General features: G+C 36.2%; 23 protein-coding genes and 1 tRNA gene. 7 read left to right on the top strand and 17 right to left on the bottom strand.

All coding sequences use genetic code 11. The features are described from left to right. A partial coding sequence (locus B0E34_RS03360; RefSeq protein WP_165762938.1) for a transposase occupies positions 1 to 447 on the top strand: 447 nt, incomplete at its 5' end. Between the two features lie 87 nt (positions 448 to 534). Here B0E34_RS03360 and B0E34_RS03365 read toward each other — a convergent pair. The 11 genes from B0E34_RS03365 to B0E34_RS03415 form a co-directional block, all read right to left on the bottom strand. Further along, positions 535 to 610 (bottom strand) — tRNA-His (locus B0E34_RS03365). A 35-nt stretch (positions 611 to 645) separates the two neighbouring features. Continuing rightward, the gene (gene bshB1, locus B0E34_RS03370; RefSeq protein ID WP_087706757.1) at positions 646 to 1,365 is read right to left on the bottom strand and encodes a bacillithiol biosynthesis deacetylase BshB1; all 720 of its coding nucleotides are present in this window, start codon (positions 1,363 to 1,365) and stop codon (positions 646 to 648) included. 81 nt (positions 1,366 to 1,446) lie between these two features. After that, positions 1,447 to 3,096: a tetratricopeptide repeat protein gene (locus B0E34_RS03375; RefSeq protein WP_087706759.1), complete on the bottom strand. Its 1,650-nt coding sequence runs from the start codon at positions 3,094 to 3,096 to the stop codon at positions 1,447 to 1,449. Between the two features lie 96 nt (positions 3,097 to 3,192). Beyond that, complete coding sequence (locus B0E34_RS03380; protein ID WP_087706761.1) at positions 3,193 to 4,065, bottom strand: PstS family phosphate ABC transporter substrate-binding protein; 873 nt, start codon at positions 4,063 to 4,065, stop codon at positions 3,193 to 3,195. Then, positions 4,055 to 4,252, bottom strand: a complete 198-nt coding sequence (locus B0E34_RS03385; protein WP_175608782.1) for a C4-dicarboxylate ABC transporter — start codon at positions 4,250 to 4,252, stop codon at positions 4,055 to 4,057. The genes B0E34_RS03380 and B0E34_RS03385 overlap by 11 nt, the downstream gene beginning before the upstream one ends. 73 nt (positions 4,253 to 4,325) lie before the next feature. Beyond that, positions 4,326 to 5,168 carry an energy transducer TonB gene (locus tag B0E34_RS03390; protein WP_087706763.1) on the bottom strand — a complete coding sequence of 281 codons (843 nt, stop codon included), beginning with the start codon at positions 5,166 to 5,168 and terminating at the stop codon, positions 4,326 to 4,328. 24 nt (positions 5,169 to 5,192) lie between these two features. Next, entirely contained in the window at positions 5,193 to 5,765 is a 573-nt protein-coding gene (locus B0E34_RS03395) for an ExbD/TolR family protein (protein ID WP_076390614.1), read from the bottom strand. A 12-nt stretch (positions 5,766 to 5,777) separates the two neighbouring features. Then, on the bottom strand, positions 5,778 to 6,386 hold the full coding sequence (locus B0E34_RS03400; RefSeq protein WP_076390613.1) for an ExbD/TolR family protein: 609 nt from the start codon (positions 6,384 to 6,386) through the stop codon (positions 5,778 to 5,780). Between the two features lie 61 nt (positions 6,387 to 6,447). Next, positions 6,448 to 7,311, bottom strand: a complete 864-nt coding sequence (locus tag B0E34_RS03405; protein ID WP_076390612.1) for a MotA/TolQ/ExbB proton channel family protein — start codon at positions 7,309 to 7,311, stop codon at positions 6,448 to 6,450. 240 nt (positions 7,312 to 7,551) lie between these two features. Then, positions 7,552 to 10,365 (bottom strand): leucine--tRNA ligase, encoded by a 2,814-nt coding sequence (leuS, locus tag B0E34_RS03410; RefSeq protein ID WP_087706765.1) that lies wholly within the window; start codon positions 10,363 to 10,365, stop codon positions 7,552 to 7,554. A 176-nt stretch (positions 10,366 to 10,541) separates the two neighbouring features. Then, complete coding sequence (locus B0E34_RS03415) at positions 10,542 to 11,015, bottom strand: lipocalin-like domain-containing protein (RefSeq protein ID WP_076390610.1); 474 nt, start codon at positions 11,013 to 11,015, stop codon at positions 10,542 to 10,544. 199 nt (positions 11,016 to 11,214) lie between these two features. Here B0E34_RS03415 and B0E34_RS03420 point away from each other — a divergent pair, with 199 nt between their 5' ends. From B0E34_RS03420 to B0E34_RS03430, 3 genes are read left to right on the top strand one after another with little or no spacing between them, the layout of a single operon-like run. Further along, the gene (locus B0E34_RS03420) at positions 11,215 to 12,192 is read left to right on the top strand and encodes an acyltransferase family protein (protein WP_165762943.1); all 978 of its coding nucleotides are present in this window, start codon (positions 11,215 to 11,217) and stop codon (positions 12,190 to 12,192) included. A 10-nt stretch (positions 12,193 to 12,202) separates the two neighbouring features. Beyond that, the gene (locus tag B0E34_RS03425) at positions 12,203 to 12,961 is read left to right on the top strand and encodes a glycosyltransferase family 2 protein (RefSeq protein ID WP_087706769.1); all 759 of its coding nucleotides are present in this window, start codon (positions 12,203 to 12,205) and stop codon (positions 12,959 to 12,961) included. Between the two features lie 9 nt (positions 12,962 to 12,970). After that, positions 12,971 to 13,597, top strand: a complete 627-nt coding sequence (locus B0E34_RS03430) for a deoxyuridine 5'-triphosphate nucleotidohydrolase (protein ID WP_087706771.1) — start codon at positions 12,971 to 12,973, stop codon at positions 13,595 to 13,597. Here the strand turns inward: B0E34_RS03430 and B0E34_RS03435 are convergent. The 6 genes from B0E34_RS03435 to B0E34_RS03460 form a co-directional block, all read right to left on the bottom strand. Next, positions 13,589 to 14,818 carry a 3-deoxy-D-manno-octulosonic acid transferase gene (locus B0E34_RS03435; RefSeq protein WP_087706773.1) on the bottom strand — a complete coding sequence of 410 codons (1,230 nt, stop codon included), beginning with the start codon at positions 14,816 to 14,818 and terminating at the stop codon, positions 13,589 to 13,591. The genes B0E34_RS03430 and B0E34_RS03435 overlap by 9 nt on opposite strands. Before the next feature lie 11 nt (positions 14,819 to 14,829). Further along, the gene (locus B0E34_RS03440) at positions 14,830 to 15,168 is read right to left on the bottom strand and encodes a cupin domain-containing protein (protein WP_087706775.1); all 339 of its coding nucleotides are present in this window, start codon (positions 15,166 to 15,168) and stop codon (positions 14,830 to 14,832) included. Beyond that, complete coding sequence (locus B0E34_RS03445) at positions 15,165 to 15,632, bottom strand: DUF1648 domain-containing protein (RefSeq protein WP_087706777.1); 468 nt, start codon at positions 15,630 to 15,632, stop codon at positions 15,165 to 15,167. Before B0E34_RS03445 ends, B0E34_RS03440 begins: the two co-directional genes overlap by 4 nt. Before the next feature lie 17 nt (positions 15,633 to 15,649). After that, complete coding sequence (locus B0E34_RS03450) at positions 15,650 to 16,366, bottom strand: C40 family peptidase (RefSeq protein WP_087706779.1); 717 nt, start codon at positions 16,364 to 16,366, stop codon at positions 15,650 to 15,652. Positions 16,367 to 16,448: 82 nt separating this feature from the next. Further along, positions 16,449 to 17,096 carry an O-methyltransferase gene (locus B0E34_RS03455; protein ID WP_087706780.1) on the bottom strand — a complete coding sequence of 216 codons (648 nt, stop codon included), beginning with the start codon at positions 17,094 to 17,096 and terminating at the stop codon, positions 16,449 to 16,451. A 397-nt stretch (positions 17,097 to 17,493) separates the two neighbouring features. Beyond that, a complete protein-coding gene (locus tag B0E34_RS03460) occupies positions 17,494 to 18,327 on the bottom strand; it encodes an OmpA family protein (protein WP_076390601.1) in 834 nt (277 codons plus the stop codon). A gap of 87 nt (positions 18,328 to 18,414) precedes the next feature. Here B0E34_RS03460 and tilS point away from each other — a divergent pair, with 87 nt between their 5' ends. The 3 genes from tilS to B0E34_RS03475 all read left to right on the top strand — a co-directional run bounded on the left by tilS (position 18,415) and on the right by B0E34_RS03475 (position 22,729). Further along, on the top strand, positions 18,415 to 19,758 hold the full coding sequence (gene tilS, locus B0E34_RS03465) for a tRNA lysidine(34) synthetase TilS (RefSeq protein ID WP_087706782.1): 1,344 nt from the start codon (positions 18,415 to 18,417) through the stop codon (positions 19,756 to 19,758). Continuing rightward, a complete protein-coding gene (locus B0E34_RS03470) occupies positions 19,748 to 21,814 on the top strand; it encodes a protein-disulfide reductase DsbD family protein (protein ID WP_087706784.1) in 2,067 nt (688 codons plus the stop codon). Before tilS ends, B0E34_RS03470 begins: the two co-directional genes overlap by 11 nt. Before the next feature lie 387 nt (positions 21,815 to 22,201). Continuing rightward, positions 22,202 to 22,729 carry a biopolymer transporter ExbD gene (locus tag B0E34_RS03475; protein ID WP_087706786.1) on the top strand — a complete coding sequence of 176 codons (528 nt, stop codon included), beginning with the start codon at positions 22,202 to 22,204 and terminating at the stop codon, positions 22,727 to 22,729. Positions 22,730 to 22,808: the final 79 nt, after the last annotated feature.

Raw genomic sequence — 22,808 nt, forward strand, 5'->3', positions numbered from 1 at the left:
GACATTCATATTTTTGAAAACGGAGATACCCGAAAACAACTTCTGGCAAGAAGCCGGTATTTACTTTACAAAAGCAGGGAAAAATGGACAGAAAATCAAAGTAAACGGGTAAAGATCCTGTTTAGAGAATATCCCGATTTAGAAAAAATCTACCATTTATCGGATAGTTTAAGAAAAATATACAATCAAAATATAACAAAATCCGTTGCCATGTTGAAGTTGGCTCATTGGTTTAAGGATGTTGAAGAGTCGGGTTTTAAATCATTTTCTACACTAAAGAATACCATTATAAATCATTACAACGATATTCTCAATTATTTTGAAGCAAGAAGCACCAATGCTGCTGCGGAATCTTTTAATGCGAAAATTAAAAACTTCAGACTACAACTTCGAGGGGTAAAAGACAGAACTTTCTTTCTATTCAGATTAACTAAACTTTTTGCATAGCCCCCAAGTTTTGCGATTGATCCGAAAATGTGAATTTAAATTTGATATAAAATAAAAAAGTACACTTTTGAAAAGTGTACTTTTATTGGGTGAATGATGGGTCTCGAACCCACGACCTTCGGAACCACAATCCGACGCTCTAACCAACTGAGCTACAATCACCGTTTTGTGAGTGCAAATATAGGAAAGATTTTTTAATTACCAAACAATTCCGTCAAAATTTTTCAAAGCAATTAATTTTTCAGACGTAAACCCCTCTGCATAAGCTACTCCCGATAATCTTCCCAAATCCATTGCGCGATAAGTTAAACTGTCTAAAAAGTTTTTTGAAGTAATCGGGGTTTCCGGTTCTTTAGAATCCGGATCATAAAACTGAGTTTTAAATGCTTTGCATGCCGCAATTTTTGCGTCTAAAAATTCAGAAATATCAATAACGAATTCGGGCTCTACATTTTTCCATTGCATATAGTTAAAAATATGCTTTGGTCTCCACGCTTCCTGAATCTCTCCTTCCAAAACCGTTTCAATTTTTCTTAATCCGGACAAAAAGCACGCATCCGATACTAATTTCGCTCCTTTTGCATGATCTGGATGTCTATCATGAATTGTATTGGCAAAGACGATTTCCGGCCTATATTTGCGAACCATTTTTACGATCCTCATCTGATAGTCCTCGGAATTTTCTAAAAACCCGTCTCTCATCTCAAGATTTTCTCTTATAGAAACACCTAAAATTCTTGCAGCATCATTGGCTTCTGCCTTTCTGGTTTCTTCTGTTCCTCTCGTTCCGAGTTCTCCTCTCGTGAGATCAACGATAACGCAGGTCTTCCCTTCTGAAACCATTTTGGCTATCGTTCCTCCGCATCCCAGTTCTACATCATCAGGATGCGCTCCAAAAGCTAATATATCTGTTTTCATACTATCAAAGATAGGATTAAAATAAAAACTTCCCAAACATTAGGAATGGGAAGTTTCATTATTTATAATTTAAAGTTTAAATTATTTGTTGATTTCTGCGTTTAATTTTACTGCATCCTGATAGGTTGGATCCAACTGTACAGATTTTGCAACATAGTCTTTTGCTTTCGCTACATCAGAATCCTTAGACATATATGCCACAGCAAAGTAAGCATAAGCTAAAGTTTGCTTATTCGCTTCCTGATCTGCCGGTTTTACGGTACTGATGAATTTTTCATACGCCATTTTAGCCGCATCATTATTTCCGGCTTGCTGATAAGAATATCCTAAGCTGTAATAACCGGGAGCCCAATCTGGTAAAAGAGCATTCATCTTCTGCCATGTAGCAATTGCCCCATTCCAGTTCTTTGCATCCTGATAAGCCGTCGCAAGTTTGAATAAAGAATCTGAATCCTGCGCGTTAGCTGCTACTTTCTGTTTCAATCCTTCAATTGTAGGGTTTGTAGGTCCTGCATCAATATCAGCCTGAGAAGCTCCTCCTCCTGCGATTTTCACCAATTCCATATCCCACTTCAAGGTTTCATCTTTAGCCGCTTTTGCGATGGCAATTTTCTGCTGTGCTTCAGTAGTTAAAGCTGTTTTTTTAGCAGCATCTGTTTCAGTTTTAGCTAAACCTGCTGCAATTAACCCCTGTAAACCTTGGTCTGCAGGCTGTACTCTTGATTTATCCGCCTGAGAAACAAAGCTATCCATATTTTGTTTTGCTTCAGCATATTTTCCGTCAGCATACAATTGGTAAGCTCTCAGCTTAAATTTAATAGGATCATTAATCTTATCAAAAATCTTATCTAAAACCTGCTTAGAATTTGTATAATCTTCATTGGTAAAATAAAGCTTAGCAATTTCTAATTGAGTATATGGATCTTCATCGGCATATTTTGTATAATTGATCAAATCCTGAGTCGCTTTCGCATTTTGCTGATATCTGATATCATAAGCTGCAAGAGCTTTATACGCTGGAGCATAAGAAGGATCTGTGGCAATTGCCTTATCTATACTTGTTTTAGCCTGTTGCCACTGTTGTGCAGCCATCCATAAAGTCCCGATTCTTGTATAAACCGATGCTTTATTTTTAGCTAAAGGAAGAGCTTTGTCATAAGCAGACATTGCATCTCCGGGCATTCTTTTTAGTCTGTAAGCATCCCCTAAAGTATAATAGTAATGAGCCGGAACACCTTTTTTCTCTGCTCTTTCAATTGCTTTATTCAAATACTGAATAGCCAAATCCGGAGAGTTATTTTTCTCAAATAAAGTTAAAGCTTCTGCCGCTCTGAAAAGAACTTCTGCATCTTTTTCTTTTGAATCGGTAACGATTTTCTGAATTTCCGCAATAGCATTTTTATCTCCTTTTCCCAGCTTTACAGTTGCTAAACCTAATTTATTTAAATAGCTTTTGCCATCTGCTGCAAGACCTTTGTTAAAACTATCAGTTGCTGCCGCATAATCTGGCTCTCCCTGCTTAAGATACGTATTTCCTAAATAGAAATAATTTTCTGCAGTAGGCGCCGAAGCGATCATGTTCGTAAAATTTGTTTTTGCCTGAGCATATTTATCACTGTCTATACTGTTGATACCATCCTGTACAGTTTGTGCAACGGCAAAGTTGGTAAAAAACACTACAGCCGCTCCAAAGGCAAGCTTCTTTACATTCATATTCATTATATCTTTCATTTTATATTTTCTAATCTAAATTTCGATTTAAGTAATACACAATTTTCAGACCAAAATAATACATTTATTTTGGTTAAAGGATTAATTTAATACTTTTTAACGCATTTGAACTTCTCTTCTATAGAGATTGTAAGGCTGTAATCCTTCCTTCTGAACGATCATCTGCCCAAGCTGAGTGCACGAATACCTTATGAAACCATTGGCAATATTGAAGTTTCCTTCGTTTGTTAAAAAATACAAAACTCTTGTAAAGGGATAATTCATTTTGCGGAGGTTTTCAAAATCTGTAGTGTAAAGTTTTCCTTTGTCTTCCACAGGAAGAATTTTTACAATGCTTCTCAACTGTTCAGACTCTTTATCATAAGGACGGCTGAATGTATTAAGACCGATAACCCCTATTTTATCCGGGTATTTATTGAGTTCTTCAATAATATTCTTGCTTCCCGGAATGACTGAAAACTTTAAATCTTTCGGCTGTTTTTTAAGTCTCTGAGCCACAAAATTCAGATTGCTGGAATTGGCTCCGTCGAAAATAAATTCTTTATTATCCGACTGCAATCCTTTCTGAATTTCCTCCATAGTAATACTTTCTTTTGGAGAATCTTTCGGAACAATAAAAATAACAGCATCTGCAGCGAATTTTGCAGGTAAAAACTTCAGTTCGATCTGTTCTTCGTATGTCTTAATTTCTTCCGGCGTAAGATCTCTGGACATTACCACGATTCTTGTCTTATTGTTTAATAAATCAATGAATCCGAGATCTTCTTTTTTGGTAGCGACTTTGATCTTTGTTTCGGGATAATTAATCATATATCCTTCTGCTAAAGCTTCCGTAACACTTTTAAAAGATTCATCCGTAAGAATCGTCATTTCTCCTTTATGGTAAGATGGAGATTTTTCTTCTTTTTTACAACCAACTGCTATTATGCTAATGAAAAACAGCATTAGAAGCTTAACACTATTCTTCATTTCCTGAATTTTTAATTTTTGTAACCGCTCTGTAAATTCTGAAAATTCCATACAAAATAAGAAGTCCGCCCAGTGCATAGGCAACTCCGGGTTCCAGAACTGTAAAGAAAAACCTGTAGTACATTACCACGATTCCCAGAACGATATAAAATAATCCCGTAACGAGGGATAACCAATTGAACATCATATAACAAAAATACCAAAAAAAATAAAAAGAGAAGCAAATGCTTCTCTTTTTTAATTATTATTTAAAGATAAACTTATCCTTCAAAATTCATTGTTAAAGGTAATCTGAATCTATAACGTACAGATTGTCCGTTAATTTTAGCAGGAGTCCATTTATTTTTAATAGATTTAATGGTTCTGATTGCTTCAGCATTGAAGTCAGAGTTTCCACCGCTTGCTTTAACGTCCGTAATACTTCCGTCTCTTTCTACAACGAAAGTGATTTCAGTTTTTACTGTACCTTCATCTCCGTTCATCGCTGAACCATCGAAGTTACTGGATACCTTATTTCTGAAAGCATTAATACCTCCAGGGAATTCAGCAGTCTGCTCTACTTCTGTATAAACCTGAGTATCACTTACCTGAGGTTTTACTTCTGCAGTAGACGCCTTTGTACCTGTTGATGGTGGCGGTGGTGGCGGAGTGTAAGCCGGAGCTTTTACTCCTTCCTGATTTACCAGACCGGTTGTTGTTTCTAACTGCTTAGAAATTGGCGGCGGTGGTGTTTCAATTTTCGGAGCTTTTACAGGCTCAGGAACCACGTTCTGGATAATTTCAATTTTCTCTTCCTCTTTTGGTGGAGGTGGTGGAGGTGGTTCTTCTTCTTTTGGCTGCTCAATAATTTTATCTTCCTGAAGAATTTCTACCAAATCTGCTTTAACTTCTTGTTTTTCAGGTTCAGTAAGTCTCTTAATGGTAAGATAGATAAATGGAGACAAAGCCGCAATAAGGAATAATGCTGTTCCAACGATGAAAGATTTTGTCAGAAGTTTTGGATACTGATGTCTTAAATCGTATGCACCATATTCCTTGTTTCTATTTTCAAATACAATCTCATCTAAGGTAAGATTAGGATCGTATACATTTTCGTTTGCCATAGATTTACAATTTTATGGTTTAAATTACTTAGTAGCCGGAGCTGCAGCAGCACCAGAGTTACCCACTTTTCTATCGTAAATAGCTTTTTCCCAAGGTTTAAGATCAGTAACACCGTACTGCTCACTCTTAGTAATTGCCATTTCGTCCAGGATATCTACGAAGTTTTTATATACAGCATCGTCAGTTGGCTTAATAATAACTGTAAATTTAGTTTTATCAGCCGCATTTGCTTTTGCCTGCTCAATTACTTTACGGATTCCTTCTCTATCGAAAGTAGTTTCATTAAGATTCTGATCTGTTAAAGACGTGTTGTCCTGCTGATGCCAGAAGATCTTATTGTTTTTACCTAATAATAAAGATATGGAGTTCGAAAGTTTAATTTCTGTTGGAGGTGGTTTTTTTGTTTCATCCTTCGGTTTTGCCGGAAGACCCAAATCCATTACATTCGGTTTAGAGAATGTGGTTGTGAACATAAAGAAGGTAATCAATAGAAAACCCAAGTCCACCATCGGAGTCATATCGACTCTGGTACTCTGTTTCTTGGAACGTACCTTGCCGCCTTTGGCGCCCTTTTCCTGTACTTGTACTTCTGCCATTTCTAAATGATATTATTCATTAGGTTTACCTTCTTGTGATGTAATCAACCAAAATTTAAGAAAATCGATATCTCTTAAACCCTCGAATAAGCTTTTAACTTTCGGATATTCTGTTGTAACGTCTCCTTTGATTGCTAATTTGTAATCAGGATTTACGTTCAAACTTTCTTTTACCCAGTCTACTAACTGCTTATTCGTACTATCCATAGGAATCCCTGTAGGACTCTTGAAATTCTTCTGCTCGTCATCTGGCAAATCAAGATAGCTTTTAAGCTGGTTCATCGGAACCCCAATTGCTTGTACTTTCTGGAATGCAGCTTTTTCATTATTGTCAAAAGTAACTCCGTACTTTTTTCCCATATTGTCTAAAAGCTGTAGTCTCTCTGATGCATTTTCTACAGGCTGGAAATAAAATTTTCCGTCCGGTGTAGCGTTGATGGTCATCAAACTTGCATCAGGAAGTAACTTCTCTGATATTGAAGATGGCGGTTTAATCTGCTCCACATCAGGTTTTTTAAACTGAGTGGTCAAGATAAAGAATGTAAGCAGTAGGAACGCAACGTCACACATTGCCGTCATATCCGTCACTACTCCATGTCTTTTTGGTTTGACTCTCGCCATTATTATTAATGATTTTTAATTAAACTTCTTTTTACTTACTGCAAATTCCTTGCTACAATTCTTAGTTGAATTCAGCGAAAGACTGTTGGATGCTCATTGCGATCTCGTCGATCTTATAAGTTAATCCGTCGATTTTAGAAGTAAAGAAGTTATAAAGGATAATAGCGATTGCTGAAGTACCAATACCTAAAGCTGTGTTAATCAAGGCTTCAGAGATACCTGTAGAAAGTGCAGCAGCATCCGGAGTACCCCCTCCTGAACCTAATGCGAAGAACGCCTTGATCATCCCGATTACCGTACCTAAAAGTGCTACTAACGTTGCAACAGTACCTAAAGTAGAAAGGATCATCATGTTTTTCTCAAGCATTGGCATTTCAAGAGTAGTCGCTTCTTCGATTGCTTTGTTAAGCGCTACCATTTTTTGCTCTTTGTTAAGCGTTGTATCGTGAGATAAAGCTTTGTAAGTAGTAAGACCTTCTTTTACTACGTTACCAACAGAACCTTGCTGTCTGTCGCACTCTTCTAAAGCTTCATCAATTTTGTTTTGGTTTAGTAAGCTTCTTACCTGTACAACGAAGTTGTCTAAGTTTCCTTTTCCGGCAGCTTTGCTAAGAACGAAATATCTTTCAAAAGAGAAAACGATTACCGTAATCATGAAAGTAATCAAGATAGGTACAATAACCCCTCCTTTGTAGATAATACCTAAGAACGATTCTGGGTGAATGTCTTTCCCCTCCTTGTCAGCAAAAGCAACAGATGCTCCTCCTAATTCATTAGCATCTTTAAAGTTTCCTGGGTTACCTAGAACGAATAAATAAATACAAACTCCTATTGCAAAGATAATAGGAATAATTACAGCTGGGTTTAAACCTCCCGACTTTCTAGCAATTACTTGCTCATCATTTTTTGAAACATTCATTTCCATATTTAACTAAATTATATTGTTTTAAAATTTTACAAGGTGTAAATTAAAGGCAAAAATAATTAAAATGCAAGAGTCTTAAATAAACATTTGCCATTTTTTTGATAAAGAAAATTTAATACACTTTCGATATTACAATTATTTTCTCTTTTTTTGGTAATATTTTTCAATTTTAACATTTACGTTAAAAAATCAAAAAATTTAAGCCTTCATTTTTTTTAATTTGCCAATGTTAATTTTTTTTTAAATTACTATATTCACAATTCTGTGAGGCACTACAATGATTTTCGTCGGGGTCTTCCCTTCCAGAATCTGCATCATTTTTTCGTCTTTAAGTACCACTTCCTCCACTTCTTTAGGTGAAAGCTGCGCGGAAAGTGAAATTTTAAACTTCATTCTTCCGTTAACGCTTACCGGATACAAAATCTCATCTTCCACTAAGTAATCCTCGTTCAATACAGGGAATTTTTCAAATTCTATAGAATCCTGATGCCCCAATAAACTCCAAAGCTCTTCACAGATGTGAGGTGCATACGGAGAAATGATAACGGCTAAAGGTTCTAAAATATTGCGTTTGTTGCATTTTATTTTTTGCAGTTCGTTTACGGCGATCATAAAAGAAGATACAGACGTATTGAAAGAGAAGTTTTCAATATCGTAAACCACCTTCTTTATTAAGGTATGTAAAACTTTGTATTCTGCTTTGGTTGGCTCTTCGTCGGAAACCGAGAAAGTATCCCCGTCAAAATATAAATTCCAGAACTTTTTAAGGAAACCGTAGACTCCACTCAGGCCTTGCGTGTTCCAAGGCTTGGATTGTTCCAACGGACCTAAGAACATTTCATACAATCTTAAACCGTCTGCTCCGTATTCTTCGCAAATATCGTCAGGATTTACCACATTGTATTTTGACTTGGACATTTTTTCTACTTCACGACCTGTGATATATTTTCCGTCTTCTAAAATAAATTCAGCATCTGCATAATCCAGTCTCCAGGCTTTGAATGCTTCTGTATCCAATTCATCAGAAGTTCCTTTTAATAATGATACATCAACGTGGATTGCCTGTGTTGTATACTCTTTTGCTAAATTTTTAGAAACATATTGATTAGTTCCGTCAACTCTATATACAAAAGCACTCATCCCCAAAATCATGCCTTGGTTAATCAACTTTTGGAAAGGCTCATCCTGATTAATATACCCTCTGTCTTTTAAGAACATATTCCAGAAACGGGAATATAATAAATGTCCTGTTGCGTGTTCACTTCCTCCGATGTACAAATCCACCTGTCCCCAATAATCTGAAAGTTCTTTTTTAGCAAAAACCTCATCATTTTTCGGGTCCATATATCTTAGGAAGTACCAAGAACTTCCCGCCCAACCCGGCATTGTAGATAATTCTAAAGGGAAAACTGTTTTTTCATCAATTAAATTGGTATCGACTACTTTTTGGTTGGCTTCATCCCACGCAAACGTTTTTGCATTTCCCAATGGCGGATCTCCGTCTTCAGTCGGCAGATATTTTTCAACTTCAGGAAGTTCCAAAGGCAAAGCGGAAGTCGGCAATGTATAAGGCATTCCATCCTTATAATAGATAGGAACCGGTTCTCCCCAATATCTTTGTCTTGAGAAAATCGCATCACGCTGTCTGTAGTTCGTTGTTCCGTGTCCGATTCCTTTTTTCTCAATAGCAGAAATAATCAATGCTTTTGCATCGTTATAATTTAATCCATTTAAGAAATCAGAATTTACACAAACTGAATCTTTAGAATCAAAAGAAGCTTCCTGAACATCTTCGTCCGTTTCCACTACTTTTTTTATTTCTAAGTTAAATTTCTTTGCAAATCTGTGATCGCGCTCGTCATGTGCAGGAACCGCCATTACAGCACCTGTTCCATAACCCATCAAAACATAATCTGAAATATAGATCGGCATTCTTTCTCCACTGAAAGGATTTAAAGCATAACTTCCCGTGAAAGCGCCTGAAACATTTTTCACGTCCGCCATTCTGTCTCGTTCCGTTTTTTTGGAAGTTTCTTCAATATAAGAATCTACCTCAGCTTTTTGCTCTGCAGTTGTGATGGTTTCCACCAAAGGATTTTCCGGAGCCAGCACCATAAAAGTCGCTCCGAAAATAGTATCCGGTCTTGTTGTAAACACTTCAACGATCTCGTCATGTCCTTCCACATTGAATCTCACCTGCGCTCCCTGAGATTTTCCGATCCAGTATTCCTGAGAATCTTTCAGCGGTTGTGGCCAGTCCAGAGTTTTTAATCCCTGCAATAATCTTTCAGAGTACGCAGAAATCCTCATGCTCCACTGCATCATTTTCTTCTGGAAAACAGGAAAACCTCCTCTTTCGGATTTTCCGTCTTTCACCTCATCATTTGCCAGAACAGTTCCTAAAGCAGGACACCAGTTTACAGTGGTTTCCGCTCTGTAAGCCAAACGGTAATTTAATAAAATGTCTTCTTTATCAATTCCTGAAGCTTCTTTCCACTCTTCCGCCGTGAAATTTAATTCATCGTTCTGATTGGCATTTAACCCTTCCGTTCCTTTTTCTTCAAAACGTTTAACCAAAGATGAAATAGGCTCCGCTTTATCAGTATCTTTATTATACCACGAATGGAACAGCTCAATAAAAATCCACTGTGTCCATTTATAATAAGAAGCATCGGAAGTTCTCACTTCTCTGCTCCAGTCGAAAGAAAAGCCAATTTTTCTTAACTGCTCTTCGTATCTTGTAATGTTTTGCTCTGTCGTAATCGCAGGATGCTGCCCTGTCTGAATCGCGTACTGTTCAGCAGGAAGCCCGAAGCTGTCGTAGCCAACCGGATGGAGAACATTAAAACCCTGATGTCTTTTGTACCTCGCGTAAATGTCGGATGCGATATATCCAAGCGGATGACCTACGTGAAGTCCCGCTCCGGATGGATACGGAAACATATCGAGAACATAAAATTTAGGTTTGTCTGTGTTATCGGAAGTTTTATACGTTTGATTATCTTCCCAGTACTTCTGCCACTTTTTTTCTATCTGCTGATGATCGTAAAACACTTTTTTATAGATATTAGATGTTAAGATATTAGATGCCGGATTCTTTTAAATTCCTTTTCTAATTTTCACAAAAATAATGATTTTAAAAGAAATGGAAATTTAAATTTGACGAAATAATGCATAAAAAAATCTCATCCGTAGATGAGATTTGTATTTTATATTGATAATTCAGACTATTACTGAGGTATTCTCTTAAATGTATAGGTTTCAGAATGGAATTCGGTAGGATCTGATTTGTCTTCAAACATAATATTCAAAGCAGTATCGCTGATGCTGATGATTCTTCCCTGATCCGGCTGTACAATTCCCTGATATTTTATCTGAATAGCTTTGCTGTCTTTATCATAAGTGTAAGTGAATGTTCTGTCGAAAGTAGGGGTACAGGTTCCCGGCGTTGCGCTGTCTCCCATATCTTTTCTTGTTCCTGCATTTCCGGAAGCGAACGTCCATCTTGAAGTCTGCTGACAAGTGGTATCAAAAGAAATACCGTCCGAAACAGGAACTTCTCCTATTGCAACTACGGTTACTACTTTTTTCACGGGCTGCCAAACTCCCACTAACGGAGCTTCCTGCACCACTTCGTCGTCGTTATTACATCCTGTTGCTACAAATAATGATAAACCTGCAAATAATAATGCTAATTTCTTCATATATCAATTTTTTCAAGCGCTAAAATTATGATTTATTTATATTATTATACAATTTTTTTAAAAAAATATTGTTAAAATTTATTATTTTCTGTGTATCGACATTTCAAAAGCGTTGTTTTTCCTTTATTCAGCAAACATTCATTACCGGAAATATGATCTTTTCTTCGAAAAAAACTATTTTTGTAACAAACAAATGCAAATGCAAGACCTTACGAAAAATAATTTTGATTTTATCCGTGTTCTCCTCGCTTTCATCGTTTTTTTAGGGCATCTTGGAGCTTTAAGCGTTTCGCCGGAGCTGAAATTTCTGGAACACAGCCCTATCGAAGTTGCTGTTTTCGGATTTTTTGTGGTGAGCGGATTTCTCATTGCCAGAAGTTATGAGCGTTCTTCCAGTCTTAAAAGCTATGTAAGCAAAAGAATCAGGAGGATTGTTCCCGCTTATTTACTGGTTGTTTTTCTCTGTGCCATTTTACTCAGTCTTGTAAGCACTTATTCATTCAGGGAATATTTTACCAATACGCAGGTATACAAATATCTTTTCTGGAATTCCATTTTTTTAAATTTTAAAGCACCGTGGCTTCCCGGAGTTTTCGGAAATCAGGCAGTCAACGGAGCGCTTTGGACACTAAAGATAGAAATGTGCTATTATTTCGCTGTTCCGCTTATGTTTTTACTGTTTGGAAAAAACAATAAATACAGAAATATCAGTTTAATCATTCTTTATTTCCTGTCGCTCGTTTATCTTAATTATTTTGAGCTTCAGGGAAAAATTTCAATGGCGAAACAGCTTCCGGGAACGCTGTCTTATTTTATACCGGGAATGTTGATTTATTTTAATTTCGACAAATTTATTAAATACAAAAACATTCTTTTTGTTGTCGCATTAGCAACAGTCTGGATCGATTTATTTACAGATATTCAGCTTTTTTCTCCAATGATGATCGGGATTATCGTCCTGTACATCGCATATTCCTTTAAGTTTTTAAATAATTTTGGAAAATATGGAGATTTTACCTACGGAATTTATATCTTCCATTTCCCGATCATCAGAACTTTTACCACACTGGGATTATTTAAAGATTACAATCCTTACGTGATGGCTTTTGCATGCATGATAGTGGTTATTGCCGTTGGAGTAAGCTCATGGCATTTTTACGAGAAAAAATTTTTATAAAACACAACAGATGAAAGAATTAGTTTCGATAATCACCCCCTCCTACAATTCGGCAGAATTTATAGAGGAAACCATACAGTCTGTACTCAGCCAGAAGTATGAAAACTGGGAATGGCTGATCTCGGACGACCGTTCCAAAGATGATACGGTTGAGCTGATCCGAAAGTACAATGATCCCAGAATAAAATTACACGTTCTTGAAAAAAACGGCGGCGCAGGAAATGCCCGAAATAAAAGTCTCGAAAGAGCGGAAGGTCGTTACATCGCCTTTCTGGACTCTGATGATTTCTGGTATCCGGAATATCTTGAAGAGATGATCGGGTTTATGGATAAAAACAATGCAGAATTGGTGTACTGCAATTATTCCAGATGTGATGAACATACGATGGAGCCGGTTTTAAAAGATTTTGAAGCCGATACAATTGTCACCTTTTCCAACCTGCTTAAAACCTGCAGACTGGCTCCGGTTTCTACGATGTACGATACCAAAAGAGTGGGAAAATTCTTCTTCCCCGTGAAAAGCAAACGCGAAGATCACGTGATGTGGCTGAATCTTCTGAAAAAAATTCCCAAAGGCTTTCCGCTGAATAAAACACTTGCTAAATACAGGATGCGCGAAAACAGCGTTTCCAGAAAGAAAAAAAACATCATCCGAGATCAATATCTGGTGTACAAAGATTTCATGGGATTTTCTACGGTTAAATCTTTATACTATACCGCAAACTGGGCATTCAACGGATTTTTGAAATATTCGAAAATTTTTAATTAATTTTATTGAATGGAATATTCAAAAGAGTTCAAAACTGCTCTGAGCAATTTTTCTTCTGTAGAAAAAGACCGCCTGATTTTCAGATTATTAAAAAAAGATAAACTTTTATCTAAAAAACTATACTTCGAACTTATTGATCCTGAAACCACAGACAACAAAAGAGATGCGATGGAGGAAATTGTTTCCGAAAAAGTTTTACTGGCATCAAAATACATCAGCAATCAGAAATATTTTCTGGGAATTATCCGTAAAATAAGCAGTGAAATTACCGAACACGTAAAAGTAACGACCGATAAATTCGGAGAAGTTTCTCTTAATTTATTGCTGATTAATAAGATTTTAGAATATAACGAAGATCTGAGCCGACAAAGATTCGATAATGTTTATAAACTGTATCTCTACATCATTAATAAAGTGGTGAAAGCTTTGCTTTTAACCAAAAAACTGAATGTCGATTACTGGATGGAAATTGATGAGCATCTGGATAATTTAAAAGATAAAATTCTTGAGAATACATATTTATCCAAACTTTTCATTAACAACGGGATCGATTTTAACTGGCTGACAAGCGATAAGATTCCGGAAAATTTTGACCAGATCATCAAAGACATTAAAAATCAGGGATTTTTACGATAAGATTTTCTGTAAGATCAGTTCCGTAGAATTCGGTTTTTCAGAGACAAATTTTTCAGCATTTTCAGACATTGCCTGAAGCGAATCTTCATTATTAATTAAAAACAGAACAAAATCTGCAGCAAGACCTGCATTTTCAAAAGATCTTCCTCCATCCGCCGAAATAAGACCGTCTGCTTCAGGATTTTTTCTGTACTGATTTCCGAAAATTACCGGAACGCCAAAGGTTGCCGCTTCCAGAATATTGTGAAGTCCCGCATCATGAAACCCTCCTCCTACTACTGCAACATCGGCGTAAGAATACAATTTTGAAAGCAAACCGATGCTGTCGATAATTAAAATATTTGAGTTAAAATCCTCAACAGAATTTTTAATTTCACTGTATAAAATGGCTTCCGGAAAAAGCTGTTTCAAATGAGAAACCCTCTTCAGATCATGCGGAGCAATAATCAGTTTTGCGTACGGACTTCCCTGCGAAACTTCCAGCGCAATTTTTTCTTCCGCCTGCCAAGAACTTCCGAAGACAACGGTTTTATCTTCGCCAATAAAATCTTTAATCCAATCTACTTGATTGTCTCGATGCCTCAACTGTTTTACACGGTCAAATCTCGTATCTCCTGTTACCGAAGATTTTGTTAATCCAATGCTTTTAGCCAGAGCAAAGGAAATTTGGGTCTGATGAAAAAACCAGTCGATATTTTTCTGAAGCTGCTGTACAAACCATTTTCCATACGATGTAAAAAACGACTGACGATCGTAGAACAAAGCTGAAATCACATACGTTTTTGCGCCTTTATTTTTAAGCTCATCCAGAAGATGATACCAGTAATCATACTTCACCGTAAAAAATAGTTGAACATCAAACTGGTCTGTAAATTCTTTTACAGCAGATTTCTTATCGAAAGGAAGATAACAGATCACATCCGCAATAGGTTTCTTTTTCACCACGTTTTCATAACCGGATGGAGAAAAGAAAGTGACTAAAATTTTATGATCCGCAAACCTTTCTTTCAACTGCTCCAAAACAGGCAGTCCCTGTTCATATTCTCCAAGACTTGATGCGTGCATCCAGATCACTTTATCAGATTTTTTAAAGCCGGATTTCACCTTTTCCAGAGATTCTTTTCTGCCTTCAACGCCTTTTTTAGTTTTATCATTGAATAACGCAAAAACCTTCATCCCGAAGATGAGCAGATGGATAAATATGTTGTAAAAGAAAGCCATATGTATGAGTTTTAAACTTCCGTTCTGTCGTTATCAGTCGAAGGACTGGAAATGACTAAAAATTCCAGATCTTCGTCAGATTCATTAGCAATATAATGTTTAGATTTTGGAGGAATGGCAATGCTTTCGCCGTTTTTTACAGACAACCTTTCGCCATCAATAAAAAAGACAGCTTTCCCTTTTAAAATATAAAAAAACTGTTCTGCGAGATGATGAAAATGTAGTTTTTCTGAAGTTCCGGAAGGCATAATTTCCAGCTTGACGGATAATTGGACGTCGTTTTTCAGAATCCAGCTATCGCAGTTGTCTCCCCAAATATAATGTTCGGAATTATTTTTAGACTGTATCATTTAAATTGAGAGCTAATCATTAAAACCGTTATTACACTTCCCAGAACAGAAAGAATTGCCGTTGCTATTTTAATTTTCGGCTTTGCGTTCTCATCAAAAGAATATCTGAACATATAGTCCTGACTGTTCAGAAAAATTATCATGATTAAAACATACAGCCACCGGATGAAAATTTTCATGATGAGAAACTGGGCATATTCATTTTCCGGAGTAATTCTCACCGGAAAATTTGAAGATCCCGGATCGCGAACGGTATAGGCGAACAAAATGTAAAAAACCAAAGCAAAAACAGGTAACAGAAAAGCAAATTTCTTACTCCCGAAATTATCTGCCTTACCGTCTAAATCAAAATGAATGGGAATGATATGAGGCAGCGATTTATAATGTTTCACCGTAAACCACCACAGAAAAACCAGTAATCCAAAATTAAAAATATCAAAAATAGTAAAGAGAATATTTTCCATTTCAGACAGATTTTAAGTTAAAGCAAACTTTTAATTACTCTTAGTTTATGAGTATGTTTATTCATTTCTTTGTTGAAAATTCCTGTAGAATCCAGCGTGTCGATTCTCACTTTTCCGGAAGCATGAATAATTCTCTGGTTATCCAGCATAATTCCGACGTGGATAATCTTTCCCTCCGGATTTTCGAAAAATGCCAAATCTCCCGGCTGACTTTCTTCAACAAAGCTTAATGATTCTCCCACTTCAACCTGTTGTGAAGCGTCTCTAGGTAATTTTATATCATGAACCTTGTAAACCAACTGTGTAAAACCGGAACAGTCTACCGCAAAGAAGCTTTTACCCCCCCATAAATACGGCACATTCAGGAATTCTTTTGCCGTTAAAGCAATACTTTCTCGCACGTCGTGACTTCTTCTCGACGCAACCGCAGGAAATTCAACTTCCGAACCCATAGAAAGCAGTGTTTTTCCGTCGTTCATCAAGACAGAAGAGAAATCTTCAGTTACAACGGTTACTTTTCTTTTAGCCAGATATTCGTCTGTTACAGGTTTAAGCTGTTTCGTATCCATCCATCCTTCATAGCCGTCATAATGCATTTTTATTCTGGTCCAGTTCTTATTCACTTCCAGAATATCTGCACTTTCCCCAAATAATATTTCCGTAACAATTTCTGCCCTGTCCGAACCTTCTGCACGAACGGGAGCTACTGTAACAACACAAATTCCTTTATCCATTTATTTTTCTAATTAAAAGGTTAAGACTTCGGTTCAGGTTGAGAAAATACGCTGTAAATCTAACCTTAAACTCAACCTCAAATTACTTTCTGCGTAAAAAATTCAGCCCGTCACGCAAAGGTAAAATAAGATTTTCAAAATCATCATCTTTTGCAATCAAATCATTCAGTTCCTTAATGACCTGAGTAGATTTCTGTTTCGGATTTTCTTCCAGAACTTTTCCGTACCAGAGAACATTATCAAACATCACCACCGAGCCGGATTTTGTTCTTGGCTTTATTAATCTGAAATATTCTGCATAATTTTCTTTGTCGGCATCAATGAAAACCAGATCAAAAACCTCATCGGTTTCTCTTAGAAATTCCTTCGCATCCTGAAGCCTGAAATGAATCTGAGAAGCATATTCGCTTTCCGCGAAATACTTTTTAGGAAGATATGCCAAATCTTCATTCACATCCAAAGTGGTGATTTTTCCGTCTTTTGCCATTCCTGTTGCCAGACAAAGTGTTGCATAGCCTGTAAAAGTCCCTATTTCCAGAATATTTTTCGGCTGCATCATCTGCGAAATGATGGTTAACAATCTTCCCTGCTGATAACCGGAGATCATGTGTGGCTGTGTGGTCTTCTGATACGTTTCCCTTCTCAGTTTTCTCAGAATTTCAGGCTCCGATGAAGCGTGTGTTTCAAGGTACCTGTCCATTTCTGGAAGTTTTTCTTCAAAAAAGCTCATGCTGCAAATTTTATTTCGGTCAAATTTACTTAAATATAACAAAAAAGCGGGAACAATCCTAAAGATTCCGGAAAGATGGGAAAATCCCCCAGTTTAATTACCGTAAAAATACGGATGGTCTCGTCTGCGAATAAGCCTAACTTTGCATTGAAGGGTAAAAACACACGACATAATGCTTGCGGAAAAAAAACAAATTAACCAGAGAAATCAGAAGACTACAGTGCGTAAAAGCACTGTGGATTCTTTTTCTAAAAAAACTAAACCGGAACTATCCAATTCATTTTTTCAAAAAATTATTTCTTTGCTGAAAAAAGAAGAACTAATTTGATTAATCACAAACAACAAATCCCGAATTGCTTCGGGATTTGTTTTGTATTGACTGAATGTTGATTGTAAATTATTTCTTTGGCGCGATATCCATTAATTTCATAAACTCATCAAGTTTAGGCATAATGATGATCTCCGTTCTTCTGTTTTCCGCTCTTCCTGAAACGCTCATGTTAGTCGCTTTAGGATTGTATTCGGAACGTCCACCTGCTGTAATTCTTGCAGGATCTACTCCAAACTGAGTCTGAAGAACTTTAGCAACCGCAGTTCCTCTTAAAGCAGAAAGATCCCAGTTGTCTTTTGGTAAATTCGGAGAGCTTAGAGGAGCGTTATCTGTATTTCCTTCGATAAGGACAGAATATTTATCGTAATCGTTGATTACTTTAGCTACTTTTCCTAACACTTCCTGAGCGGCAGGTAATACGTTGTAATCTCCTGTTTTGTACAACATTTTATCTGAAAGAGAGATCATTACCACTCCTTTCAGCACTTTTACCTGAACATCGCTGTCTGCTACGTTATCCAACGATCTTTTCAGTTTGTTTGATAATGCTAAATTCAAGCTGTCGTTTTTCGCATTACTTGAGATAAGCTGTTTAATATAAGAGTTTGAAGAATTGATTTCTCCAACCAGCTTGTCGATATTGGCAGAGCTTTTCCCAGAGTTTGAAAGACACGCATCCAATGAAGATTTCAAAGCATCATGCTGACTTTTCAATAAATTATTTTCACTTGTTAAAGCTGAATTCTGAGACTTCAGTTCCTGAATTTCTCTCTGTCTTTCACCTACGTTTTCAATACATTGCTTGTAATTTGAGCTCAATGCATCATACTGCTTTTTGCTGATACAAGATGTCATTCCCAACACCATTGCAGATACTGCTAAAATTTTAAAAATTTTCATAAATAATCATTTTTAGACGAACCAAAGGTAACGAAATTCATTTTAATTATATGAATTATCTTTGCATAAAAGAAATTCCGGACATCCATGCTGAACCTAGACCACTTTAAAAATCAGCTTAAAAACATTGTTGATTCCCCCGAAAACCGAAGCTATCTTCTTGCGGTGAGCGGAGGTGCAGATTCTATGGTTTTAGCACACTGTTTTAAGGACTTAGGCATTCTTTTTCAGATTGCCCACATCAATTATAAACTTCGTGGAGAAGATTCGGATCTGGATCAGAAAACGGTGGAGGATTTTTGTAAGAAAAACGATGTTAAATTTCATTTATATAAAGTTTCAGAAAAAGACCAGAAACCGGAACATTCTATTCAGCTTTGGGCAAGAGAACTGCGGTATGAATTTTTCAGAAATGTTCAAAGAGAAGAAAATCTGGAATTTTTAGTCACCGCACATCATCTGAACGACCAACTGGAAACTTTCATCATTAATCTTTCGAAAGCAGCCGGAATTAATGGTCTTAGCGGAATTCCGGCAAACGACAATCACATTTTAAGACCTCTTTTAAATTTTACAAAAGAAGAAATTTATGCTTTTGCCGAAGAAAATAATATTGAATACCGTGAAGATCTGTCTAATAAGAAAAATGATTATTTAAGAAATAAAATCCGAAACGAAATTGTTCCGAAACTTCTGGAAACCAATGATCATTTTCTGGAAAATTTCAAAAAAAGCTCTTCTTATTTAAATCAGACCAAAGATTTTGTTCAGCAGCAGATTCAAGAAATAGAAAACAGGATTTCGGTTTGTAACAGAGAATATACAGTTTTATCCAAAAGTAAGCTGAATGAAGAAAGTGATTTTGTGAAATTTGAGATCCTTAAAAAGTATGGTTTTAATCAGGAAGAAGAAATTCCGAAAATTTTTAAAGCTGAAAACGGAAGTTCTTTTTTTTCAAAAGATTATCTGCTGATCGTCAATTATGATGAACTGATTTTAAGCAAAAAGACGGAAGATGGAAAATGGAAGTTTGAAAAGCACAGTGATGATGAAATTCTTCTGATGGAAAATTTTGACTTTTCTGAAAACCAGATTACCATTAATCTCGAAAATATCATTGAAATTGAGCAAATCAATAACCGTTTGAACTGGGAATTTGATGCAGAAAAACTTTGTTTCCCGCTGCGTTTAAGAAGGCAGAAAGACGGTGACGAATTTTTTCCGGCAGGATTTTCGGGGAAAAAGAAAGTTTCTAAATTTTTTAGAGACGAAAAAATATCTATTTTAGCAAGGCAAAAAATCTGGCTTCTTACCGATGGCGAAGATTCCGTACTCGGAATTGTTCCTTTCCGGCAGGACAGAAGAAATTCTAAGAATGAGAATACCCAGAATATTCTCAAAATTTTAATAAAAAGTAAAAATGAAATTTAAAAACTGGTTTTTATTAGTTCTGATGTTTTTAGCAGCAGGAATTAATGCACAAATCAAAAATCCTGTAAAATTTAAATTTACAATCAACGAATTAGGCGACAATCAATACGAAGCCGTCCTGAATGCCACCATGGAAAGCGGTTGGCATATTTACTCCAAAGACATTCCGGAAGATACGGGAATTCCTACCGACTATAAGGTTTCAGGGAAAAACATCGAACTGATCGGGAAATTTACCGAAGTGGGTAAAAAGCATGAAGAATTTTCTGAGGCTTTCGGCGGAAAAATTATTTTCTATTCCAACACGGCAGGTTTCAAGCAGAAATTTAAGCTGAAAGACGGAACAAAACCGGGAGATGTTGTTGCTGAAATTACGTATCAGACCTGTGACGACAGAGTCTGTCTTGCTCCCAATACGTTGGAATTCAACAAACAGGTTACGCCAAAAGGTGCGGCTGAAGAAGTAAAAACCGATGAAAAAACAACAGCAAAAGATTCTTTGCAGCCTGTTGTGGATACGTTGGGTAATGTTGTTCAACCTGCTGTTCCAACTGCAGAAACCCAAAAACTTGATCCTAAAAATTTAAAAATAGAATCCATTAATTTCCAAAAACCATTAACGGACTGCGGAACAGGATCATCAAAAATCAGCGAAAACTACTGGACGTATCTTTTATTAGGATTTATCGGAGGTTTAATTGCCTTGTTAACGCCCTGCGTTTTCCCGATGATTCCTTTAACGGTTTCGTTCTTTACCAAAGGAAATAAAAATCCGGCAAAAGGAAAAAGAGATGCTTTGATCTATGGGTTTTTCATTCTTTTGATCTTTGTTTTATTAAGTGTTCCTTTCCATTTAATTGATGGAATTGCGGGAAATATTTTCAACGAAATTTCAACCAATGTCTGGCTGAATATTGCGTTCTTCATCATCTTTATTTTCTTTGCGGGAAGTTTCTTCGGCTATTACGATATTACTTTGCCAAGTTCTATTGCCAATAAATCTTCAAAAGCGGAAGAAGCGGGTGGAATTATCGGGATTTTCTTCATGGCTTTAACGCTGGTTATCGTTTCTTTCTCCTGTACAGGTCCTATTTTGGGAAGTTTACTAGGAAGCGCGATTACGGGCTCTGCTAATGTTCCGATGCTGCTTACTTTTGCTTTGGCAGGATTCGGATTGGCTTGGGCAATCGTTTTCGGTTTGCTGGCTTTATTTCCGCAGGCATTGCAAAGTCTTCCAAAATCCGGAGGCTGGATGAATACCGTAAAAGTTGTTTTAGGTTTCGTGGAACTGGCTCTTGCTTTAAAATTCTTATCCAAAGCAGATCTGGTTTCTAAAACATTCTTAATTAAAAGAGAACTTTTCATCGGAATCTGGATCGTTATAGCCATTGGTTTAGCCATTTATTTATTCGGATTAATCAAATTTCCGCATGACGACAAGAAACCTAAAATTTCTGTTACCAGAAAAATTTTAGGGGTTTTAGGAATTGGTTTTGTGGTGTATCTGGTTCAGGGATTAATTCCTTCTGACAGACCAAAACTGCAATTATTAAGCGGAATTTTACCTCCGTTAAATGTAAGTTATTTCCATGACGAAAAAGACGGAATTCTGGGAATGCATCCTGAACACGATTTCTTTACCGCTATTGAATTAGCGAAAAAAGAAGGCAAACCGATCTTAATTGATTTCACGGGTTACGGATGTGAAAACTGCCGAAAAATGGAAGAATTTGTGTGGAGCGAACCGGATATTTTACCGATCCTTCAAAACGATGTGGTTCTGGCTTCTCTTTATGTGGATGATAAAGAAGAACTTCCTGAAGATCAGAAAACAAAAATCGATCTTGGTGACGGACAGGTGAAAAAAGTAAAAACGATCGGTGACCGATGGAGTCTTTTCCAGCAGGTTAATTTTAATAATAATTCCCAGCCGCATTACGTTTTATTAACGCCGGACGGAAAAGTAATCAACACCCCGGTTTCAGGATATATGGAGAAAGAAAAATTCAAAAAATTCCTTGAATGTGGTGTAAATTATTATAAACAGAATAAATAATATATTCAATTCTCATAAATCAGCCTTATCAGTTTTTCTGGTGAGGCTTTTTTTAATACTTTTTTTAATAATCTAATTTGGGCGAGTTTCATTTAAACGCAACGATCACAAGATTTAATATAGCTATGCTTTTTATTTTTGGTTCGCAAGGGCACTTCGTTCAGCAAATGATAGCAGAAACTTTTGCTTAATAAATTCTTAAGCTTTAGAAACCGTTATTTTTTTAATATATTGATTTTAAAAGATTTAAATGAAAACACATAGTAAAAATGTTAAATTAATACCATTTTTAAATTTTAGGTATAAACTTTGTATTGATTCAGAAATAAAAATAGAGATACAACACCCTTTATTTAAAATTGTTTAACATTTTAAAAACTATTAATTATGGCTGAAGTTATTGCACAAGAGAAGCAGGGAGGAAGCAAACAAAGAAAAAAACTGATCCGCGTAGACATGACTCCAATGGTAGATTTAGGATTTTTACTCATCACCTTTTTTATGTTTACCACGAATTTCACTAAACCCAATGTGATGGATTTGGGATTGCCTGCGAAGGATCCACATCCACCAATAATTAATGATGTTGTAATTGACCAGAAAAATCAAATCACCTTCATTTTGGGAAAAGACAATCGAGTTTTCTATCATCAAAGTAATAAGGAAGAATTAAATAAAAACAATCTAAAAGAAACAAATTTTAGCGGAATTAATATCACTAAAATTATTTCTGAAGCTTACAATAAAGCTCCAAACAAGGGAAAATTCACCATTATCGTGGAACCTACAGATGACGCAAACTATAAAAACTTTGTAGATGTTCTTGATAACATTGCTATTTCGAAGAAAGAAAGATACGGAGTTACCGACATTAAACCTTGGGAAAAGAAAGTTTACGAAGAATTAATCAAATAAAATAACGTGAATTCGGAGAAAAACATGAGGTGCTTAATGTCTAAAATTAATATTTTAGAATTGCACAAATACTAAAACA

The sequence above is a fragment of the Chryseobacterium mucoviscidosis genome (assembly GCF_002177115.1).
Taxonomy (GTDB): domain Bacteria; phylum Bacteroidota; class Bacteroidia; order Flavobacteriales; family Weeksellaceae; genus Chryseobacterium; species Chryseobacterium mucoviscidosis.